Genomic DNA, 19778 nt, shown 5'->3' with positions numbered 1-19778 from the left:
CAGAGGAGCAAGCTCCTCATCAAGTCCGCTCGACTTGCATGTATTAGGCACGCCGCCAGCGTTCGTCCTGAGCCAGGATCAAACTCTCCAAGAAAGTTTGTGACTCATTTTGAATCTGACGAGAATTTAATTCTCATTGTTTGCTCCGCAAACCATCCAGCCATAGGCTTGGACCGATTTGCTTCGCGATCGGCTTTGCAAGCAAAGCCTGTATCTCACTCGTTGTTCAGTTTTCAAAGATCAAACATTTCGTTTTCGTTAACCACCGCATCTCAGCGGCGACTTTTATAATATATCATGTTGCCCATCATTTCGTCAAGCACTTTTTTTCGATCTTTTTTTCAGCTCGTTTTTGAGCTTGTCGAATCCTCGTTTGTTGTAAACCCGAGGTTTCATGGGGCGAGTTATAATTTAACACATAAAACATTGAGGAGTCAACCTCTAAATATAAAAAAAGCTAAGCAGCTAAGTTCCCTTTATAAGTTTCCCTTTATAAGTCCCCCCAAAACGAACGCTCCATGCATAAATAAAGAGGGAGCATTTACCCCCTCGAACCTTGCGCAATAGAGATGACGCTATTCCGCGGAATAGCGGATTGCCGGGCTGCTGTATCCCGAGGCGTCGGACCATACGACCGATTCCTTCGCCAGCGAACGGTTGACCAGCTTGCGCATGACAAGCGGCAGTTCGTTTTTGACGATGTCCAAATCCGGGTGATGAATCAGTTCCTCGATGCTCCAGGGCTTGGACCGGCTTTTCAAAATCTGCAGCAGAAGCACGGTGCACTCCGCCATTTTCGACATGACGGAAAACTCGCAGGCAAGCAGCACCAGCTCCACGCGTTGCCGGATCGTTTCCTTGCTCTGGGTCAATTCCTCGTACAGCTTGTGGATCGCCGTATTCAGTTCCTTCACTTGCTCCCAAACGGCCCGATCAGGCAGCACTCCGCGTTCGATCAGTTCGATCCTTGCCCAATGCCTTAACGAATCCAGCACGGATTGATAGGCGTCGACCTCGTATCCGGCTTGCAAATACCGCTTGGCTTCAACGTATATGCTTAGGAAGCGGGAGAATTCATACAGCATTTTGCGATCCCGCAGCGGCTGTTCAAACTCCGTATATTCCCTGCGGAGCCGGGCCAGTTTCCCGTCCACGTCCCTCACCAGCTCCCCTTCCATAAAGCAGCGGATCAAGTCCCCTTTTTCGCCCGCAATAAGCCAGCGCTGAAGGGACTCGGAGGAAACATGCAGCGTCTGGCACGGCAGTTCCCCTACAAGCGTATGCTCGACGGCCAATTCCGCCTCCTGTCCTTCATGGACGACGAGGACGATATAGTCGAAGTCATGAAGCAAAGACCCGTCGAATTTTTGCGCTTCCTGACGATATATGATAGTACCGATGGCATCGGCATCAAAAGACTCTCCATAAAAAAAAGACAAATTGGACAAATCCATGTCTCCCTCCATGCATTCCTTGGCGAAAACCAGCCAATTCAGTTATAATATACTTCTACATGATCCACGTCAGTTCCTTCTTTTTTGCATACAACTAAAATGATGATAGGAGCCAATGATCCATGATCTTCAAAACAGCAAAAATCGTTGCTTTCCGTACCTGGGGACTGCTGCTGACGATCATCGGCATGATGCTGATGGTGCTGGGCACGGCAGGGATCGTCTTCTGGGGGCAAGCCGGAAAAATCGTGGCGGCGATTGGTCTCGTCATCGGCCTGATCGCCATGATGGGCAGCCTGGGGATTTATTTTTGGGCCGGCATGCTCTCCACGAGCGTAAAGACGATCGAATGCCCGGAATGTCACAAACCGACGAAAATGCTCGGAAAAACGGACCGCTGCATGTTCTGCCGAACCATCATGACGACCGACATCAATCTGGCAGACATTACGGACGACGAGCTGGAAGAAATGCAAAAACGCCAGGAAACGCAAGCCGGCCCCTCTTCGGCCGTTCATCACCACTAGACGCCGTCTTTGGGCAAAATTTATGAGCGGCAAACAAAAAACCGGCCATCCTCCAAGGATGACCGGTTTTTTACGTCCGGACTACGCCATTTCGTATTTTAAAAAAGTAATCATTCATAAGATGCCTGCGTTAAACCATCAGTCGATATCTACAACAAATATGAGTGCGATTCGCATTAGGATGAAATATCCTTCAATGTATTCCATGCTTCTTCGGTGCCGAAGCTTCGGGTCCACGCGGCGACTCCGGCAAGCTTCAGTTCCTTGGCCAGCTTCACTCTTGCGCCGAGCGACGTTTTATCTTCAATCCATATCTTTTTCAAAACGCCGTCTTCCGTATATTCAACATAGTTCTGCTGCACGTCCTCAAGGTATTTGGGTTTCAGCTTCTTTTCCGCAAGGATTTCCTTTACGGTTTTCATGCCTACCGCCTTCGACGAGACTTTGGTTTTGCCGTCTTTGGCTTCTTCCGACCAGATCCGGGTATACAGCGGCACGGCCAAAACCAATTTTTCGGGCGGCACCTCATCCTCCTCAAGGATTTTGCGCACGGCCGATTCGGTCCACGGCAAGGACGACACCGAACCCGCTTTCGGGCTTGAAGCCCAATGTTCGTCATAGGCCATCAAAATGATAAAATCCGCGGCTTCCCCCAGGGAACGCCTGTCCAAAAAGCGGGACCACATTTCGCTTCCCGATTTCGGGGTAACGTCCACCGATAAAATCAATCCCTCCGCACGAGCCAAAGGCTTCAGCTCGCGGACGAACTGGGATACGTTTTCCCCGTCTTCGGTTTTGACGTTTTCGAAGTCCAAATTGATCCCGTCCAAATGATACGTCTTGGCAAACTCGAGGATTTGACTGATAGCGTTCAACCTTGTTTCATAGGTTGCCATCGCGCTCGCAGTGATCTCGGGATCGAAGCTGTTGCTCAGAAGCCCCCACACTTCCATCCCGCGGGCATGGGCTTTTTGTACGTAGGCAATGTCCGCGTTGCTGCGGACGTTCCCTTCCCCATCGATGATGCTGAACCACGTCGGGCTGACGACGTTGACGCCGGTCATCTGATCGATGACGGCCGGGTCCGGCTTTTTCTGATAAACGGCCTCCCAGGCCAGATTGACCTTTTTGCCCGCCCAGTTGCGTTCGGCTTGGGTAGGCTGCTCCTGAACGGCTTCCACCGTTTTCTTTTCGCCGAGCGTCACCTTGGATTTCGGCACGTAACCGGCATACCCGTTATCCATCTGCACGAAATACCACGATTCCTCGCTCCCCCAAACCCGCAGAGACGTTCCCCCCGCCATGTCCGCCAAGATCGGCTCATGTTTGGACGCCCCCTTCCGAAGCGCCGTTTTGGAACCGGCATCGCCGGCGACTTTGCCCATTTGCACCGTATCCCCGGCTCGCATCAGCAGCACGGCGCCCGTATTCGGATCCTCGTGAACGGTAATCCCGTACAGCTCTTTCAGCGGATGGATCGGCGCATACAACAGGCCATTCTCTTCCTCCGGCGCGAACCGGAGCTGGACCTGCTTGTTATTCAGCCGCGCTTCCTTCTCCCCTGCCTGCAAATGCATCACCTTGGCCGGGGTCGTCAAAATCAGCGACTGCGTTCCTTTTTCGTAACGAATGTTAGGGTCTATGCTCTCCTGCAGCACCGAAAGCGGCAGCTTCAGCTGCTCCCCGGCACCTTCGGCAGGCTGATCGAGCAGCTTGCCTTCAACGAATATGGGCTTGTCCATCCCTCTCCAGTCCGGCTTTTCATGCAGCGGATTCGGGAGAACCTCCGTCACCGTCAAATAGGCTCCTGCCGCAATCAGGCACAGTCCGAGAAAAACAGCAAGCCGCCTCTTAGCCGTGGGACGGCGTTTGCGTCTACTTCTACTCAAAGGCTGATCCTCCATCATCGTATAAGTATCGTTATGCCAAAAAGGCTTGAAAGCTAAAAAAACGTGGGGACCCATGGCAGGAATCCGCACGTTTTGTCGAAAGCAGAAAGCTTGAAACGGATGCTTTACTTATTTTTGCAGCTGCTGCAAATACCGTACAGCTCCATGCGCAACCCTTGAATCTGGAAGCCTGTGCTTTTCTCAGCAGTCTGCTCCACGTCCTCGAGGGACGGGTAGCTGAAGTCTTCGATTTTCCCGCATTTCTGGCAAATCACGTGAAAGTGATCCGAAACGTTCGCATCAAAACGGCTTGAATTATCTCCATAAGTCAGCTCATGAACCATACCGGCTTCGATCAGCATCTTCAAATTATTATAAACAGTAGCTACGCTCATGCTCGGAAATTTAGGCTCCAGGGCACGATAAATTTCATCCGCCGTTGGATGGCTCATGGACTCCATGAGGTAAGCCAATATCGCATGACGCTGGGGCGTAATCCGAACACCATTCGTTTTCAATTGTTCCAATGCATGCTCGACTCGCGTTGACATTCTTACCCACCGCCTTAAGATTAAACAAAATTCTGATATTCTCGAATGCAATGAAAAAGGTTGTTCACCCAACATTCTAAAATATGCCCTATAACATTATTGTACGTTCATCGTTTCAACTTTGTCAACGAAAGGGCCCGCCCTGAAAGAACTTGGAATAAATGTATGCTCCGGCTCAATATTTATTCACGTTCAAATCGCTGTTGCCTTCGATGCGAACCCGATGTTCCCCCAGACCTATTGTGCCCGTAATGTTCTTTTTATCCACCGTAAACGCCGGAAACTGATTGTAGATATCGCCATAACTGATGCTCCCGTCGATTTCGTAGCTTCCCGATTCGGGCAGGGTGACGGTAAGTTCCCCTACCGCGCTGTAAATGTCCCAGTCGCCTTCGACGACGCTGGAACGGGCCTTAATGCCACCGTTAAGCGACTCCGCCTTCAGATCGGAGCGGACTTCGTCCACGTCGATGTTCCCGTTTTTCGTCTGAACGTCGATCGGGCCCAGCGATTTTCGGACGGACAAATTGCCTACCTGGGTCGAAAGCGTTACGGCATCGGAAACGTCCACCGCCTGCATGCTGCCCTGATTCGTGCTCAAGTCGACGGAACCCATGACGTGATACGCGATGCCTTTTCCGTTCAGCGTGCTTCCCTTGACGTTCCCGGTGACGCGGTTCAACCGGAGATCTCCGTTTGCCGTCTCCATCGATATTTGCTTGATCGCATCCACGTGCTGCACAAGGATGCTGCCGTTCATCGTCCGGAGCGACAGATCAAAACGCCGGTCCTGCGGCAGCGTAATCGTCAGATTCATCCGCGGCTGTCTTTTCCCGGACTGGCCGTAGCCTTTCCCTTTGGTCTGGATGGTAATGGTGTTGCCGCCGCCGACCTCAAGCGCCGATTCCCTAGCGATGGCTTCGGCCTCCGGTCCCGTAATCTGGTCGACCCAAATCTCCGCCTGCACCCCGATGTCCGTCACCGGTCCGCGCTGCACGACGATATCGCCGTTGATGTTTTCCACCTTGATGTTTTGCGTCGTTAACGTCACGGGAACGGCAAGCAGGTCTTTTCCGACGCTGCTCCCCTCCTGTTCGCTGTAATCCACGCCGGCCGCGGCCAGATTCAGGCTCACCTTGTTCCAGAGGTGCAAATAGTGTTTTTGTTCCGTCACGATAAACACCGAGGCTGACAGCACGACGGCGATCAGCACCCCGCGCAGGTCCAGCTGAAACCGCCGGCCCGTTCCTTGGGAACGGCGCGAAATCAGCAGCAATGCGATATATTCCAGCCCCCACAGCACCAGCGTGAGCGGCCACCATTTCAAAAGCAGCAGCAAACGCTCGGTGCCTTGGAGCGCATCGCCAAGAAGCAGCACGCCGGTTGCGATCAGCAGCAGGACGGCCGTGAATCTTCCCACGCGCATTCGCCGTATCCGGTTCATGTTTTCTTCCCCCGTTCGCTGGCGCCTAAACATCGCCCTTTTCCCTCTCCCGGCTTTTTGAGCCGCGTTGTTTCCGCAAAAGCCAAATTTCCCGGCCTCCTGCCCACAAGCCAGCGATGATCAGCACCGCCGCCACCGTGATTTTGCCGTAATCCTCCATGTAATACCGGAGCCACCGCGGTTTTTGATAAAAAAGAAACATCAGCGCGCCGCCCGCGACGAGCATGATGCCGAAAAGCGAGCTTCGCTCCACGGCGAACGGATTCCGGTAAGGCGAAACCTGGCGTTCTTCCTGCCCATGCGTCCCCACCCTGTAATAGATGACGTAATCGGCCGATTGCAGGACGTCGTACACATTGTAAAAATAAGTCACCGGGATCACGAGCGCCAGCAAAATGAGCAGCGGGACGTTGATCTGCATGCCGATGGACGAAAAATATAACAACGCCGAAGCGTCCAACAGGAGCGTAAAAATAAAGGCGATGCCTTTGCGGTACAATCCAAGGTAAATATGGCCGAGCCCCGGACAAACGGCCGCGAGGAATCCTGCCGTAAACTTGCGTTTTCGGGAAAACAGGCGGCGGGTCCGGACTGCAGCCTTCTTTTCGCCGCGCATGCGGTTTCTTTTTGCCGTTTCTTCCTTCGATCCGCCGGAATGTTCGACGCTGTGCATCCTCCCGCTCCTTTCACCGTAAAATTCATCGCATACACGCCGTTTCAGGCCAAAAAAAGCCCACCCTCTATACTATATAGATGATACTACCCTATATAACCGGGACAATAACAGGTAAATAATTGGATGAAGTCCCTGAAAAACCAAAAAAACTCCCTGGTTAAGGGAGTTTTTCGGTGCAGTTCAATCGATGGAAACCATGGATACCCCTTCAAGCCTGCGAATGCGGGAAGCGAGCTCCAAAGGATCGAATACCCTTTTGCTGAGCACGTTCAAAGCGATTTCCACCGTGGTCGAAGGCGGCTGAAGCTCGCCGTACGGCACGGTGCTCCGCTCGTTGACGACCGCTTTTTTGACGGTGATTTCCTCTTCCTCCAGCAGGCCGGATATCGCTTCGAGCAGCCCCGGCGCCGAAATCGCGCACACCGAGATCAAATGAAGTTTGCTGCTGCGGATGTAACGCTGCTCCAATTTGTTGAAAACCACCAACGTCAGCAAAATGAGTAGCGTAGCCGCAATGGAGGCAAAATAAAAACCTGCGCCCACGGCGAGCCCGACGGCGGCGATCACCCATACCGACGCGGCTGTGGTTAGGCCCGTAATCGATTTGCCGGTAAACAAAATGGTCCCGGCGCCCAAAAACCCGATCCCCGTAATGACGGCCGAAGCCAATCTCGCGGGGTCGATCCGGATGTTGACCTCATGCACGAATTCGGAAAAACCATAAATGGACAGCATTATGATCAGCGTCGAACCCATACATACGAGGATGTGGGTCCGGAGGCCTGCCGCATGGTTGGAGCGTTCCCTCTCCAAGCCGACAAGCCCGCCTAACAGCATAGACAGAAGCAACCGCAGCAATATATGCACGTTATCTATATACCATGGATCCGCCAAGAGTCTATCTCTCCCTATCTACTCTAATAATGCAAATCCGCGGCCATAAGGCCTTGAATTAAACCGATACGTCTGCCCGCTTGTGAAAGGTCGTCAGTTCCACGCCCGGGGCTACCTCGAACGTCTCGAAAGGAATAAAGCCGTATTTGAGGTATAACGCCACCGCGGGTTCATTTTTGGCGCCGGTGGAGACGATAAACAGCGGAACGTCCGGATGAAGGTCGAAAACATGCCGGATCAGTCTGCCCGCGATGCCTTTGCGGAAATGAGCGGGATGAACCATCATCCGCATCAAGGTCAGCGACCCCGGGGTTTCCTGTTTCGTCGCCACCGCCCCGAGCAGCTCCCCGTCCTCGTCCAAGCAACCGTAAAACGTTTCGCCGCAGGTACGCAGCGTTTCATGCGTGTCGAGCAGCGGAGGAATGTCGTAGAAGCCGATTTTTTCGGCCTCCAGCCGGTAGGCAATATGCTGCAGCCTCCAAATTTGGTCCAGCATGTCGGCATCCTGCAAGGAAAGCTTCGTTATCACGGGAATCCCCCTTTTTTCAGGCTATACGCCGCAAGTCAAAAAAAGACCAACTTATCAGGCAAAAACATCCGCCTAATAAAAAAGGGCCTGTCCGGCGGACAAGCCCCAAGACCCGTTCCTCTTACTGATTAAGCACTTCTTCCAGCAACTTGTTGACGATCGCCGGATTGGCTTTGCCGCGGCTCTCCTTCATGACTTGGCCGACGAGGAAGCCGATCGCTTTTTGCTTGCCCGCCTTGTAATCCTCGACGGATTGCGGGTTCGCGGCCACGACCTGCTCGACGATGGACTTGATCGCGCCTTCGTCGCTGATCTGCACGAGCCCTTTTTCCTCGACGATTTGCTGCGGAAGCTTGCCGCTTTCGAGCATTTCCTTGAAGACAGTTTTGGCGATTTTCGTGCTGATCGTCCCTTTTTCGATTAAGCCGATCATCTCGCCCAACCCTTGGCCCGTGATTTTCACCTCGGAGAATTCCAGGTTGTTGCTGTTGAGATAGCCGAGCAATTCGCCCATAATCCAGTTGGAAACCGATTTGGCATCTTTCGTATATTTCAAGCTGTCTTCGAACAGATCCGCGATCGGCTTCGAGGAGGTGATGACCTCGGCATCGTAGCTAGGCAGACCGTATTCGGAGGTGTAACGCGCTTTGCGGGCGTCCGGCAGCTCCGGAATCGACGCGCGGATGCGCTTTTTCCATTCCTCGTCGATGTATACCTTCACCAGATCAGGGTCCGGGAAATAACGGTAATCATGCGCTTCTTCCTTGCCGCGCATCGTGAAGGTTTTGCCCTGCGCTTCGTCCCAGCGGCGGGTTTCCTGCACGACGGTTCCGCCTTCGTCCAAAATTTCGGCCTGGCGGTATTCCTCGTACTCCAGCCCTCTTTGCACGCCGCGGAAGGAGTTCATGTTTTTCAGCTCGGCACGGGTGCCGAATTCCTTCTGCCCATGGGGGCGGATACTGATGTTGGCGTCGCAGCGCATCGAGCCCTCTTCCATTTTGACGTCGGACACTTCGCAGTACTGCATGATGGCGCGCAGTTTTTCCAAATAAGCGCGGGCTTCTTCCGGCGAAGAAATTTCCGGTTCCGACACGATTTCCACGAGCGGCGTGCCGACGCGGTTAAAGTCCACCAGCGATGCATACCCTCCGTCGATATGCGTCAGCTTGCCCGCGTCTTCCTCCAAATGAAGGCGGGTGATGCCGATCCGCTTCGTTTGTCCGTTCACTTCGATGTCGATCCAGCCGTTTTGCCCGATCGGCTGATCGTATTGGGAAATTTGGTAGGCCTTCGGCGAATCCGGGTAAAAATAGTTTTTCCGGTCGAATTTGCTGACATCGGCAATTTCGCAGTTGAGCGCCATCGCCGCTTTCATCGCGTATTCCACGGCCTGTTTGTTGAGCACCGGCAGCACGCCGGGATGGCCCAGGCAGATCGGGCATGTGTGCGTGTTGGGCGGTGCGCCGAATTCGGTCGAACAGCCGCAAAAGATTTTGGATTCGGTCTTCAGCTCCACGTGGACCTCAAGGCCGATGACGGTTTCGTATTTCGAAGATGACATGGTTTAGATTCCCTCCTTTTGAGCCGATTTCTACAGGTTAGGCCGCTGTTTATGATGTTCGGTGTTTTGCTCGAAGGCTCCCGCCACGCGCAGCACCGTGCTTTCGTCAAACGGTTTGCCGATGATTTGCAGGCCGACCGGCAGCCCTTCGGAGAAACCGCAAGGAACGCTGATCGCCGGCACGCCGGCAAGGCTCACCGGAATGGTCAAAATATCGTTCAAATACATCGTCAGCGGATCGCCCACCTGAGCGCCGAGCTTAAACGCCGGCGTCGGAGCCGTCGGCCCGATGATGACGTCATATTGTTCGAACACCTGATCGAAATCGCGTTTGATCAGCGTGCGCGCCTTTTGCGCCTTCAGGTAAAACGCATCGTAATAACCGGAGCTCAGCGCGTAGGTGCCCAGCATGATCCGGCGTTTGACTTCGGGACCGAAACCTTGGCTGCGGGATTCGAGGTACAAATCCAGCAGGTTGCCGGATTGTCCGGCACGGACGCCGTAACGAACGCCGTCGAAGCGGGCCAGGTTGGAAGAAGCTTCGGAAGATGCAAGCAAATAATAAGCGGCGACCGCATATTCGGTATGCGGAAGGGAAACCTCCTCGATGACCGCGCCCATGCCTTCAAGCACTTTCAAGGCGGCTTCGACGCGTTCCTTCACGCCGGTGTCGATGCCTTCGCCCATATATTCCTTCGGAACGGCAACGCGCAAACCTTTCACGTCCCCCGTCAGGGCGCTCAAGTAATCCGGAATGTCGACGTTGGCCGAAGTCGAATCCATGTTGTCGTAGCCGGCAATCGCCTGCAGGACGTAGGCCGCATCTTCGACGTTTTTCGTGACCGGGCCGATCTGATCGAGCGAAGAAGCAAAAGCGACCAGGCCGAAACGGGACACGAGCCCGTATGTCGGCTTCAGGCCGACGACGCCGCAATAGGACGCCGGCTGGCGGATCGAGCCGCCCGTATCCGAACCAAGCGTAAAATACGCCTCGCCCGCCGCGACCGATGCCGCGGAGCCGCCGCTGGAACCGCCCGGAACGCGCTCGAGGTCCCACGGGTTGCGCACCGGATGGAAACTCGAGTTTTCGTTGGAGCCGCCCATCGCGAACTCGTCCATGTTCAATTTCCCGATCGTAACCGCATCGGCGTCCTTCAGCTTGCGCACGACCGTCGCGTCGTACACCGGATTGAAGTTCGACAGGAATTGGCTTGCGCAGGTGGTGCGGATGCCTTCCGTCACGATGTTGTCCTTGATGCCGGCCGGCAGGCCGAACAGAAGTCCGCGTTCCTCTCCGGACGCCAATTTGTCGTCGAGGCGGCGGGCCGTATTTTTCGCGCCCTCTTCATTTAGGGTCAAATACGCTCCGATCCGTTCATCGCGTTCGGAAATGGCACGAAACGTCTCTTCCACCAGTTCCAGCACAGAAAGCTCCTTGTTGTGAAGCTTGCTATGTATATCCTTCAAATTTTGATTTAACAGGCTCAAGTTGCCTCTTCCTCCTTTCGTAATGAAACGTTCTATTCAAGCACGGCCGGAACTTTGAACTGTCCGTCTTCCTCTTCCGGCGCGTTCAGCATGACCTTTTCGATCGGCAGGCTTTCGCGTCTCACGTCCTCGCGCATCACGTTGCTGACAGGCAGTACGTGGGTCGTCGGTTCGACGCCGTCCGTATCCAGCTCGTTCAATTTTTCGGCATATTGTAAAATAGCGTTCAGCTGTTCCGTGAACTTTTGCTCTTCGTCCGCGCTCAAATTGAGGCGGGCAAGCTTGGCCACGTGCTGAACGTCCTGATTGGTGATGCTCATAAATCGGATTCCTCCTTATTCCTTCTTATATTAAAGGATTAAAGCCTCGGGATAACGTTTCTAATTATATTGTAGAACCTGCGACAATTCAATGCGGAGCTTGGCCCTTCCGGAAAAACCGGGCGCTCCCGCCGGATTCCCCGGCAGGCCTCCGCTCCGGTCCGCTCAGCCTTTGCAGGCTCTCTGCCAAGCTCTTCAAACCCGTACAGCAAACGTGCTTTTCCAATACTTAGGGATAAAAAACATGGGGTATATCATAAGGAACAGATTCGGAATCCACCATGCGGGATCGAATTCGCAGCGGATCGCCCAATAGGAAATGGCCATCATCCCGGAGCAAAACGTCAATACGAGCGAAATCAAGGCCGCCGATTTCCAGGCCGGCGACGGCTTGGGGTACAAATACAGCGCCGTCAATCCGGTTGCCGATACCAGCATGTCGAGCGGGAAAAACGACCAGTTCCAAGCGATCAAAATCGGGTTCCTGTAATCGGAATATGCCCATTCGGGAGGGATGAGGCCCAGTGCCGTCGCGCCGAAATATAGAATGAACGAAATATCCGTCAACAGAAAAAACCATTTCAAAACGCGCATGGAGGGCTCTTTTTGATGGAAAACGTTCAATGGATCAGATCCCCTTTCCCCGTTCGTCCGCCAGCCCGGAAATGCCCGCGGCAAGCTCCGTTTGGATTTTTTTCTCCGAAATGTCCGCAGGCTCTCCCGACGAGCGGGCCCCATGGGCTCGATCTCCCAAATTCAACCCGATGACGCCCAGGATGATTAAGGCAATCGAAACGGCTTTGACCAGCGTCATCGATTCTTGGAAATACATGTACCCGATAACGGCAATCGCTGCGGTGCCGACTCCGGACCATATGGCATAGGCGACGCTGACAGGTACCTGCTTTAGGGCCAGGTTCAAGCTGGAAAAGGCTAATATGTACAGCACGATCATCAGTATGGACGGCACGATTTTGGTAAAACCGTTGGACATCTTCATCGAGACGGTTCCCCCGACCTCCAGCGCAATCGCAAAAATCAAATAAACCCATGACATGCCTTGATCACATCCCTTCCGAAGATTGAGCTATATCGCTTTTTCCGTCCCCTTGCGAAACAATGCCGAATAACAGCATATCGACCATCGCATCAACGGCGCCGACGAGGGACACCTTCGCGTTTACGAGGAAATCCGGGTCAAAAACGGCAAACGACGCGCCGCGCATGCACTGAACGACCGACGGAATGTCCACGGGACGCAGTTCCCCCGACGCGATGCCTTCCTGAAGCAGCGTTTCCACGGTGCCCCATTCCTCTCCCAACAAGCGATCGACCTTGACCCATTCCTGCGGGGCGTGGCGGCGCATCTCTTCAAGCACCCGCGCATCCGCAAGCCGCAGTCCGCTGGGCATGATCGACAATATGGCTTTTAATTTCCGCGCGGCGCTCCAATCCGGACGCCCGTAGATGTCGCGCTGGGTTTGCAGCACTTCGTGGATCGCTTCGTCCACAATCGCGCCGATCAGTTCTTCCTTGGATGCGAAATGCTCATAAATGGTTCGTTTGCTGATGCCAAGCTCGGATGCGAGATCCCCCATCGTAAATTTGAAGCCTTTGCGATTCAGCAGCGTAAGCGCGGCCTGCTGCAATTTCTCTTTCATGAACATCCTCCCGCATTCATTTTCGGTAACGATAAAACTATTTTATTATTTTTAGTACCAAAAAAAGTATACCGCGTTTAGCAATAAAAAACAAAGATCGGCAACGTTATTTCAATAGCGAAACGTTATTTCCATGATCGATATGTTATTCGTAACCGCTATCCGGACATTTAGTCGGGTGCCCGCCGGACCGCCAGGATCAATGCTTCAAAAAAGCTTGGCGGCGGCTTCTACGCTCCCCATATACACAAAAAAGAGCCGGCATGTAGCCGACTCTTCTAAATCCAGGCCCGCAAATTCACTTGCTTGATGAATTCCGCCTGCGAAAGCACCTCTGGCGCCGATTCCTCTTCTTCTTCCTGTTCGAGTTCGCCGTTCATGATTTGATGGAACAGCTTCTCGTTATATGTCGCAAGGGCGTAATCGATCAGCGCTTCCCGCGTGGTCATCTCCACTTCATGCTGAATGAGCAGCTCTTCCGGCTGCACATCACCCGATGGCACGAAAAAGTTCCGGTTAATCTTAGGTACCCGGATGACGTAATCAAACGCATTGTCCGGATTCCGGTCATAAGCGATCAGATAACCGTATTCCCCAATAGGAAGGTTCTGCTCAAAGGCGTCCGCGACGATCACAATCTTTTCCCCAAGTTGCAGCATCGTCTACCTCCTAGATGTCTATCATTGTTTGTATAGTCTACTAAAAAAAAGTAGGTCTGTCTACACGTAAGCCTGTCGGAAAACGAGGCAAAAGGCTTAATTTTGAAAAAAGCAGGTCCGTGAATGCGAATCCGTCCGAAAATAACCATGGCGGGACGCTTCGCAACCCCAAAAAAGACAACGCGGCCATGCTTCATGCTTCTTAAGCCCGGGTTACCGGAAGTCCCCCTCTTGAACAAGCGCATGAAAATATGAACCTCCGATAGAATAGATTATATAGAATGCAAAAAAAGAACGCAAACCGGGATATATTCCACAGCTTGCGTGCTTCGCGAATGTAAAGGTAACATTAAATTAACATCATTGTATCAGGGGCGTTACCGTTTGTCCAGCCATTTTTTCCCGATTTCTGTCGAGAAAACGCCTTTCGGATCCATTCAGGACACGTAAGGATTGTGGGCGCGTTCATATCCGATCGTCGTTTTGGGACCGTGGCCCGGATAAACCTTCACTTCATCCTTAAAAGAAAAAAGCTTGTTTTGGATGGAGTCGAGCAGATCGCGTTCGCGTCCCCCGTACAGATCCGTTCTTCCGACGCCAAGCTTGAAAAGCACGTCCCCCGAAAACAGGTCGTCCCCGCACAAAAAGCTGACGCTTCCCGGCGAATGCCCAGGCGTATGGTACACCGTGAAAGTGTGGCCGATCAACTCCAGCTTCTGCCCTTCGTCCAAGCCATACTCGGCAGGGCCGGTCGAAAGCGGCGGCGACACCTGCGGCCAGTTCAGCGATCCGTTCAGCTTCGGATTTTCAAGCCAATCCGCCTCCAGATCATGCAGGTATACCGGACAGTTTTTTAATTTCCGGATTTCATCCACGCCTCCCATGTGGTCGAAATGCGCGTGGGTCAGCAAAATCGCTTCGATCGTAAGCGGCTCGATTTTTTTGATGAGGGCGCCGGGATTCATCCCCGGATCAATGATGACCGCGCGCCCGGGATCTTCGCCGGTCAGCAAATAGGCATTGGTTTGCAGCGGGCCGAGGCAAAAGGTTTGAATGTTCAGCATATCCGTCTTTAGAACCCCGAAATCAGTTCACGCAGTTCTTTGATGACGGACGCATGATGATCGGTTCCTTCCCCGTAAGCTGCAATGAGCTCTTTCCGGCACTCGGCCATTTTTTCCTGGTAATCCGGCGCTTCCCGGTCCGGGTTCTGCTGCTTGAACCGAACCATGATTTGCTGCACGTGCGCGGGGCGCGGTCCCCATTTGCCAAGGACATGCCCTTCCGCATTCGTAAAGATGACGACCGGAACGCTCCGTCCGCCCATCGTAAGAAACTGGTCCATCACGTCGAAGTTTTCTTCGAGAATAAGCACTTCGGTCGGAATGCCGGCCGTTTCAAGGGCACGGAACACGACAGGCACGTTGCGCACCACGTCTCCGCACCAGTCCGCCGCCAAAATAAGGACGCGAAGGTCGTCGCGCGATTTCAGGTTTTCAAAAAACTCGCGGTCGCCGTCGTTGTCCCAGGCAAACGCGTCGTACCCCCGTTTAAATTCCTCCTGGTTTTTCTGCATGCCGTCGATAAACTGCTGCGGGGAGAGCCCCGTATTCAGCTTGTCCGCCAAATGGACTGCCATTTATTTCGTCCCCTTTCTGGATTTGGATTTGACCATTTTGATAACAAAATACACGATCAGCAGCGCCAGCGCAACGAGCAAGATCGGCGTCACGTACGGGCCCGCCTTCTCGTCCACGTGCTCCCACTGATCCCCGAGGATATACCCGAGGTAAACGAACAGCACCGACCACGGAATGATCGCAAGCGTCGTCAGCAAAATGAAACGCCATACGTTCATCTTGGAAATCCCCGCCGGGATGGAGATGGCATGACGGACCACCGGAATGAAGCGCGCCGTAAAAATGACGCCCGTTCCGTATTTGTTGAACCACTGCTCCGCAGCATCGATATGCTTTTTATGAATAAAAATATATTTCCCGTATTTCTCGAGCACGGGCCTGCCGCCGTAACGTCCGATCCAGTACACGAACAGCTGCGCGATGACGCCGCCGACGATGCCGAACAGCACGGCTCCGATAAAGCTGATGTGGCCCGAGGATACCAAAAAGCCGCCGTAAGCAAGCACGATCTCGCTTGGAATGACTTCAATCATTAAGCCCAGCATGATGCCGAAATAACCCAGACTTTGAATCCAATGAAACAATTGACTGACGATATCCGATATAAAATGCACCCTGGCCCCTCTTTCTATATGTACTTTTAAGTCCCTATCCCAAATCTATTCTAGCATAGGAGCGGACATGACTTCTACATGAGCCCATTTGCGGCAGGAAGGTGTCTTCCCAGCCGTCCGCGGCATATGGTGGGGAATAAAGGAGGTAGGTCAAATGCCGCCGATTTCCCAGAAAAAAGACGCTCCGCTGCCTTCGGCCCGCGGCATCCGCAGAGCCTGCAGCAAGGAGCTGTACCGCACGGTCAAGCGGCTGAAGGTGTACGTCCCGGATGACGCCCTCCGCGAAGGCGAAACGCTTTATTACCGCAAGGTCATCGGCAACCTGATCTGGATTCACGAAAACCGCAGCAACCGGAAGCTGCTGTGCGATTGGTGGGACGAAGCGGTCCGCGCCGAGCTTGCCGCCCTATGGAAGGTAAACGAAGAGCATCTCGGAAAAGCTTTCCGCGAAGCTTTTGGCGGCTGAAGGAAATGGTGTACGTCGTCCTAGAAAAGGGCACTGGGGGCGTAAGTTCGGTAGCCCGAGGGCCTCTTCCCGCGGACGGGTTCATTCCGGCGCAGGAAGGGAATGCCCCAGGCTCGCCAGCTCGCGGCCCCACTGCTCGGCTTCGCGGGTGAGGCGGAACTCCCGGTCGTTCCGGACCCGAACCTGGTCCGGGTCCGCGGCGCGGCGCGCGTAATCGCCGTAAAGCTCGAGCCCGGCGTCCAGGACCCGCCGGGCTTCCGCCACGCTGCCGGACATCCATTTGCGCTGCGCCAGCTTGAACAGCCCCTCAAGACTTTTCGTCTGCTCCGCCGCATTGTATTTGTCGCGGCGGAACCCCGCCTCAGCCCACGAGGCGGCGGCGTAGGCATCTCCCCGCTGGACGGCGTTGTCCGCCAGCGCAAACAGCAGGCCGGGATGCCCCGGGGAATAGGACAGGCTCCGCTTGAGCACCGCCTCGGCTTCCCGGGGCGGCAGCCTGCGCGCCAGCTCGATCGCCGTCCCGGCATCGGCCGGATTCCACTGCAGCGAGGAGCGCAATAGCGCGGCGGACTTGGCCGGAGCCGCTGCCGCCAGCGCCTGCCGATGCAGCCGGTGGGCCATTTCTCCGCGGAAAGCAAGCCATATGCCGGCGCCGGTGACGCCAAGCCAAAGCAGCAGGAGCACCGCCGATCCGTATGCCCGGTGCCTATAACCGGATGCGATCGGATCGGCCCGGCGCACCAAACGGCCTGCCGCCGCTACAGGCCTGACCAAAACCGCATGACCCTGATCCTCCCCGAGCTTAGCGCCAGCTTGGATTTCCTCCGCTTTACAGGAAAGCCCCCATGCCGCAAGCAGAAATATCAGCAGCCAAACGAGGCCGAAGCTGAAATCGAGGTCGACGGCCCCGTGCAGGACAAACACGCCGTAAACCGGCAGCAGCTCGCGGCGGCGGCGGATAAGCAGCAGGCCTATGGCGCCGAGCAGCAATAATAAGACGGACGTGCCGAGAACGCCGGTGTTCAGCAGCATGTCGAGGTAACCGCTGTGCACCTGGCTGCCGACGTACGGATTGGACTGGACGGCGCGGTACGACAGCCGCCACGTCTCCCCGCCCTGCCCGAACCAGGGGGCTTGCATGAACAGCCCCCACGCATCGCGGTAGATCGCGCCGCGTGCCGTAGCCGTCCCGAAGTTTCGGACGATGCGCTCCTGCGCCGTCAGAAACACCGCGGCCATCCCCGCGGCCGCGACAAGGCCGCCTGCCGCCCAGGCCAGGCGGCGCCGGGAAGCCGCCCCTCTGCGCGCGAGGCGGCAAAGCCCCAGGCCGGCAAGCAGGCTGCCAGCTGGCGGTACAGCAGGGCCGCGCCGGCGAAGGGCGCGGCCGCAAGCAGCAGCGGCGCGAAGCTGCGCCGCCGCTGCAGGGCGAGGCCGGCGGCTGCGGCAACGCCGGCCGTGAGCCACGCGCCGCGCGACTCGCTGAGGAGCAGCGCGGCGGCGTACGGCAGCAGCGGGAGCGCAGCCCGCAGCAGCCGGATCTCCCCTGCTCCGGGTTCCCGCCGGAGCAGGGCGGCGATCGCAAAGAGCCGCTCCAGCAGGAAAGCGGCCATCAACAGGCCGAACGTGTTCGGGTATTCGACCAGGCCGGCAAGCCTGGCCCCGCTGGCGCTGATCCCGGCGTTCGAGGTGAACACGACCGCATGCGGCAGCGGAAGGATGCCGTAAACCGCCAGCAGCGCCGAACCGCACAGCAGCGCCCCAGCCGCGTGCCAGGCCGACGCGAGCACCCTTTCCCCTCCCTCGGAGCGGGCGATCCGAACCGCCGAAACGGCAAAAAGACCGTAAAACCCCCATCGCAGCAGCTGGTTTGCCGTTCCGTGAACGGACAAGGGCCCCAGCAGCCAGTGAAGGGCATATACGGTCATCAATATAAACGGACTCAGGATCAGCAGCCTTTCCGCAGCGGAAACGGCTGCGGGCGCGATCCGCTTTTCGTTTTCGGATACCGCCAAACGGCGCAATAAAGCCGCAACGCTGCCAAAAAACGGCAGCAGGCCGTACAGCATCCAGGCCGGATACAGATCGGACGTAAAATAAAAGCCGGATTTCAGACAAGACATGAGCAGCACCGCGATCAGCGCGGCCCCCATGATTCCCAGCACAGAGCGTCTCACGCTCCCGCCCCCCATCGCCTTTTCTTCCTGCCCGAAACGTTCAAAACCTTACTTCCCGTCGGGTTTTCCCGGCAGCAAATCCGCGCACGCTTTTTCCAAATAAGGTTCGGCGTGAAGGAAATCGCGGAAAGCCGTGTACTCGCGCCAAAGCTGCTCCCGGTTGCCGCCTTGGCTTTTTACCGCCCGGATCAAAATGTTTTTCGGCGTATGCTCCAAATCGATGAATTCGAGCAGCTGCGTTTTGTAGCCGAGAATATCAAGCAGCTTGGCCCGGATCCCGTCCGTTGCCAGCGCGGAAAAACGTTCCTTCAGGATGCCGTGCGAAAGCAGCGGCTCCATGACCGGGCTTTCGATCTGATTGAACAGCTCGTGCTGGCAGCACGGAACCGAAAGGATCACCGAAGCGTTCCAGCGGACCGCCTTCTCCAATGCCGCATCGGTTGCGGTATCGCAGGCATGCAGTGTCACCACCATGTCGACCTGTTCCAGCTCGTCGTAGTCGGCGATGTCCCCGACCAAAAACCGCAGATTGCTGTAATTCAGCCTGTCCGCCAGTCGGTTGCAATGTTCGATGACGTCGGCTTTGAGATCCAGCCCGACGACGTTCAGCGGCCGCCGTTCCTGGATGGACAGGTAATGGTAGAGCGCAAAGGTCAAGTAGGACTTGCCGCAGCCAAAGTCGACGATCGTCAGCGGGCGTCCCTCGGGCAGCGCCGGGAGCACGTCCTCCACCATCTCCAGGAAACGGTTGATCTGTTTGAACTTATCGTATTTTCGGGCCAAAACCTTCCCTTGTTCATTCATTATACCCAGTTCGACCAGGAACGAAATCGGATGCCCTTCCTCCAGCACGTATTTTTTCTTGCGGTTATGCGCCAAATCGGCGGAGGTTTTGGTCGGGGATTTGGTAAGGATCGATACTTTGTATTTTTTGCTGATCAAGATCTGGTAGTCCGCATCCGGCGTGCAGATCATTCCTTGCCGGAACGTCTGCTCGAACAGGCGCATGATCGCCTCCTCCGCTTCTTCCGCGGGGACGTTCTGGTGAACGACCTTGTTCGGATGCACGTAAGCGAATTGATAATGTATTTTTTTCTTCAGCTCCACCGGCTTGATCTGCACCTTGGTAAAGGTTGCGCCTTCCCGCTTGCGCAGCTGGCTCAGCGTTGCCGTGATCAATGTCGTTTCTTCCGTGATGTCATGGATGAGTTTGCGTAAAGATTCCAAGAGG

At 55.1% G+C, this 19778-nt stretch carries 22 protein-coding genes and 1 rRNA gene; 2 read left to right on the top strand and 21 right to left on the bottom strand.

What is annotated here, in order from left to right; translation table 11 throughout:
• Positions 1-94 (bottom strand): 16S ribosomal RNA (locus AC27KL_RS25850); the annotation flags it as partial.
• 481 nt (positions 95-575) lie between these two features.
• Entirely contained in the window at positions 576-1454 is an 879-nt protein-coding gene (locus AC27KL_RS25845) for a nucleotidyltransferase-like protein (RefSeq protein WP_487171588.1), read from the bottom strand.
• A 122-nt stretch (positions 1455-1576) separates the two neighbouring features.
• Between AC27KL_RS25845 and AC27KL_RS25840 the strand changes: the two genes are divergently transcribed.
• Entirely contained in the window at positions 1577-1981 is a 405-nt protein-coding gene (locus tag AC27KL_RS25840) for a DUF2614 family zinc ribbon-containing protein (RefSeq protein WP_212951820.1), read from the top strand.
• A 176-nt stretch (positions 1982-2157) separates the two neighbouring features.
• On the opposite strand, the gene AC27KL_RS25835 is transcribed toward AC27KL_RS25840, so the two are convergent.
• The 16 genes from AC27KL_RS25835 to uptA all read right to left on the bottom strand — a co-directional run bounded on the left by AC27KL_RS25835 (position 2158) and on the right by uptA (position 15907).
• Positions 2158-3870, bottom strand: coding sequence for a glycosyl hydrolase family 18 protein (locus tag AC27KL_RS25835; protein ID WP_487171587.1), 1713 nt, complete (start codon positions 3868-3870; stop codon positions 2158-2160).
• Between the two features lie 125 nt (positions 3871-3995).
• The gene (locus AC27KL_RS25830) at positions 3996-4421 is read right to left on the bottom strand and encodes a Fur family transcriptional regulator (protein ID WP_036712873.1); all 426 of its coding nucleotides are present in this window, start codon (positions 4419-4421) and stop codon (positions 3996-3998) included.
• A gap of 175 nt (positions 4422-4596) precedes the next feature.
• Positions 4597-5865 carry a DUF4097 family beta strand repeat-containing protein gene (locus tag AC27KL_RS25825; RefSeq protein WP_487171586.1) on the bottom strand — a complete coding sequence of 423 codons (1269 nt, stop codon included), beginning with the start codon at positions 5863-5865 and terminating at the stop codon, positions 4597-4599.
• Between the two features lie 25 nt (positions 5866-5890).
• Complete coding sequence (locus AC27KL_RS25820; protein ID WP_339322356.1) at positions 5891-6538, bottom strand: hypothetical protein; 648 nt, start codon at positions 6536-6538, stop codon at positions 5891-5893.
• Between the two features lie 183 nt (positions 6539-6721).
• On the bottom strand, positions 6722-7435 hold the full coding sequence (locus AC27KL_RS25815) for an MgtC/SapB family protein (RefSeq protein WP_339322357.1): 714 nt from the start codon (positions 7433-7435) through the stop codon (positions 6722-6724).
• Between the two features lie 58 nt (positions 7436-7493).
• On the bottom strand, positions 7494-7964 hold the full coding sequence (locus tag AC27KL_RS25810; RefSeq protein WP_487171585.1) for a GNAT family N-acetyltransferase: 471 nt from the start codon (positions 7962-7964) through the stop codon (positions 7494-7496).
• A gap of 121 nt (positions 7965-8085) precedes the next feature.
• Positions 8086-9525 (bottom strand): Asp-tRNA(Asn)/Glu-tRNA(Gln) amidotransferase subunit GatB, encoded by a 1440-nt coding sequence (gene gatB / locus AC27KL_RS25805; RefSeq protein ID WP_487171584.1) that lies wholly within the window; start codon positions 9523-9525, stop codon positions 8086-8088.
• A gap of 30 nt (positions 9526-9555) precedes the next feature.
• A complete protein-coding gene (gene gatA, locus AC27KL_RS25800) occupies positions 9556-11013 on the bottom strand; it encodes an Asp-tRNA(Asn)/Glu-tRNA(Gln) amidotransferase subunit GatA (RefSeq protein ID WP_487171583.1) in 1458 nt (485 codons plus the stop codon).
• Positions 11014-11045: 32 nt separating this feature from the next.
• Entirely contained in the window at positions 11046-11333 is a 288-nt protein-coding gene (gene gatC / locus AC27KL_RS25795; protein WP_487171582.1) for an Asp-tRNA(Asn)/Glu-tRNA(Gln) amidotransferase subunit GatC, read from the bottom strand.
• A gap of 195 nt (positions 11334-11528) precedes the next feature.
• Positions 11529-11927: a DUF5360 family protein gene (locus tag AC27KL_RS25790; RefSeq protein WP_487171593.1), complete on the bottom strand. Its 399-nt coding sequence runs from the start codon at positions 11925-11927 to the stop codon at positions 11529-11531.
• Between the two features lie 34 nt (positions 11928-11961).
• Entirely contained in the window at positions 11962-12390 is a 429-nt protein-coding gene (locus tag AC27KL_RS25785) for a DMT family transporter (RefSeq protein ID WP_339322361.1), read from the bottom strand.
• A 7-nt stretch (positions 12391-12397) separates the two neighbouring features.
• A complete protein-coding gene (locus AC27KL_RS25780; RefSeq protein WP_487171581.1) occupies positions 12398-12994 on the bottom strand; it encodes a TetR/AcrR family transcriptional regulator in 597 nt (198 codons plus the stop codon).
• Positions 12995-13272: 278 nt separating this feature from the next.
• Positions 13273-13653, bottom strand: coding sequence for a hypothetical protein (locus AC27KL_RS25775; RefSeq protein WP_036712867.1), 381 nt, complete (start codon positions 13651-13653; stop codon positions 13273-13275).
• Positions 13654-14090: 437 nt separating this feature from the next.
• Positions 14091-14717 carry an MBL fold metallo-hydrolase gene (locus AC27KL_RS25770; protein WP_487171580.1) on the bottom strand — a complete coding sequence of 209 codons (627 nt, stop codon included), beginning with the start codon at positions 14715-14717 and terminating at the stop codon, positions 14091-14093.
• Positions 14718-14725: 8 nt separating this feature from the next.
• Positions 14726-15292 (bottom strand): thioredoxin family protein, encoded by a 567-nt coding sequence (locus AC27KL_RS25765; protein WP_339322363.1) that lies wholly within the window; start codon positions 15290-15292, stop codon positions 14726-14728.
• Complete coding sequence (gene uptA / locus AC27KL_RS25760; RefSeq protein ID WP_339322364.1) at positions 15293-15907, bottom strand: undecaprenyl phosphate transporter UptA; 615 nt, start codon at positions 15905-15907, stop codon at positions 15293-15295.
• 154 nt (positions 15908-16061) lie between these two features.
• On the opposite strand from uptA, the gene AC27KL_RS25755 reads away from it, so the two are divergent.
• The gene (locus AC27KL_RS25755) at positions 16062-16373 is read left to right on the top strand and encodes a dehydrogenase (RefSeq protein ID WP_487171579.1); all 312 of its coding nucleotides are present in this window, start codon (positions 16062-16064) and stop codon (positions 16371-16373) included.
• A gap of 81 nt (positions 16374-16454) precedes the next feature.
• Here AC27KL_RS25755 and AC27KL_RS25750 read toward each other — a convergent pair whose 3' ends face one another.
• From AC27KL_RS25750 to AC27KL_RS25740, 3 genes are read right to left on the bottom strand one after another with little or no spacing between them, the layout of a single operon-like run.
• The gene (locus AC27KL_RS25750) at positions 16455-17651 is read right to left on the bottom strand and encodes an O-antigen ligase family protein (protein WP_487171592.1); all 1197 of its coding nucleotides are present in this window, start codon (positions 17649-17651) and stop codon (positions 16455-16457) included.
• A complete protein-coding gene (locus tag AC27KL_RS25745) occupies positions 17594-18547 on the bottom strand; it encodes a hypothetical protein (protein ID WP_487171578.1) in 954 nt (317 codons plus the stop codon). Before AC27KL_RS25745 ends, AC27KL_RS25750 begins: the two co-directional genes overlap by 58 nt.
• A 48-nt stretch (positions 18548-18595) precedes the next feature.
• Positions 18596-19774 carry a class I SAM-dependent methyltransferase gene (locus tag AC27KL_RS25740; protein ID WP_487171577.1) on the bottom strand — a complete coding sequence of 393 codons (1179 nt, stop codon included), beginning with the start codon at positions 19772-19774 and terminating at the stop codon, positions 18596-18598.
• Positions 19775-19778: the final 4 nt, after the last annotated feature.

It is taken from the genome of Paenibacillus sp. YAE3, from assembly GCF_057546105.1.
Note: the sequence above shows the minus strand (reverse complement) of the source record. Positions and strands in the feature narration are given on the sequence as shown.

Coding starts and splice junctions, on each gene's coding strand:
- AC27KL_RS25845 (WP_487171588.1), bottom strand. CDS start 1,454: ATGGATTTGTCCAATTTGTCTTTTTTTTATGGAGAGTCTTTTGATGCC.
- AC27KL_RS25840 (WP_212951820.1), top strand. CDS start 1,577: ATGATCTTCAAAACAGCAAAAATCGTTGCTTTCCGTACCTGGGGACTG.
- AC27KL_RS25830 (WP_036712873.1), bottom strand. CDS start 4,421: ATGTCAACGCGAGTCGAGCATGCATTGGAACAATTGAAAACGAATGGT.
- AC27KL_RS25825 (WP_487171586.1), bottom strand. CDS start 5,865: ATGAACCGGATACGGCGAATGCGCGTGGGAAGATTCACGGCCGTCCTG.
- AC27KL_RS25820 (WP_339322356.1), bottom strand. CDS start 6,538: ATGCACAGCGTCGAACATTCCGGCGGATCGAAGGAAGAAACGGCAAAA.
- gatB (WP_487171584.1), bottom strand. CDS start 9,525: ATGTCATCTTCGAAATACGAAACCGTCATCGGCCTTGAGGTCCACGTG.
- gatC (WP_487171582.1), bottom strand. CDS start 11,333: ATGAGCATCACCAATCAGGACGTTCAGCACGTGGCCAAGCTTGCCCGC.
- AC27KL_RS25790 (WP_487171593.1), bottom strand. CDS start 11,927: ATGCGCGTTTTGAAATGGTTTTTTCTGTTGACGGATATTTCGTTCATT.
- AC27KL_RS25785 (WP_339322361.1), bottom strand. CDS start 12,390: ATGTCATGGGTTTATTTGATTTTTGCGATTGCGCTGGAGGTCGGGGGA.
- AC27KL_RS25780 (WP_487171581.1), bottom strand. CDS start 12,994: ATGAAAGAGAAATTGCAGCAGGCCGCGCTTACGCTGCTGAATCGCAAA.
- AC27KL_RS25775 (WP_036712867.1), bottom strand. CDS start 13,653: ATGCTGCAACTTGGGGAAAAGATTGTGATCGTCGCGGACGCCTTTGAG.
- AC27KL_RS25770 (WP_487171580.1), bottom strand. CDS start 14,717: ATGCTGAACATTCAAACCTTTTGCCTCGGCCCGCTGCAAACCAATGCC.
- AC27KL_RS25765 (WP_339322363.1), bottom strand. CDS start 15,292: ATGGCAGTCCATTTGGCGGACAAGCTGAATACGGGGCTCTCCCCGCAG.
- AC27KL_RS25755 (WP_487171579.1), top strand. CDS start 16,062: ATGCCGCCGATTTCCCAGAAAAAAGACGCTCCGCTGCCTTCGGCCCGC.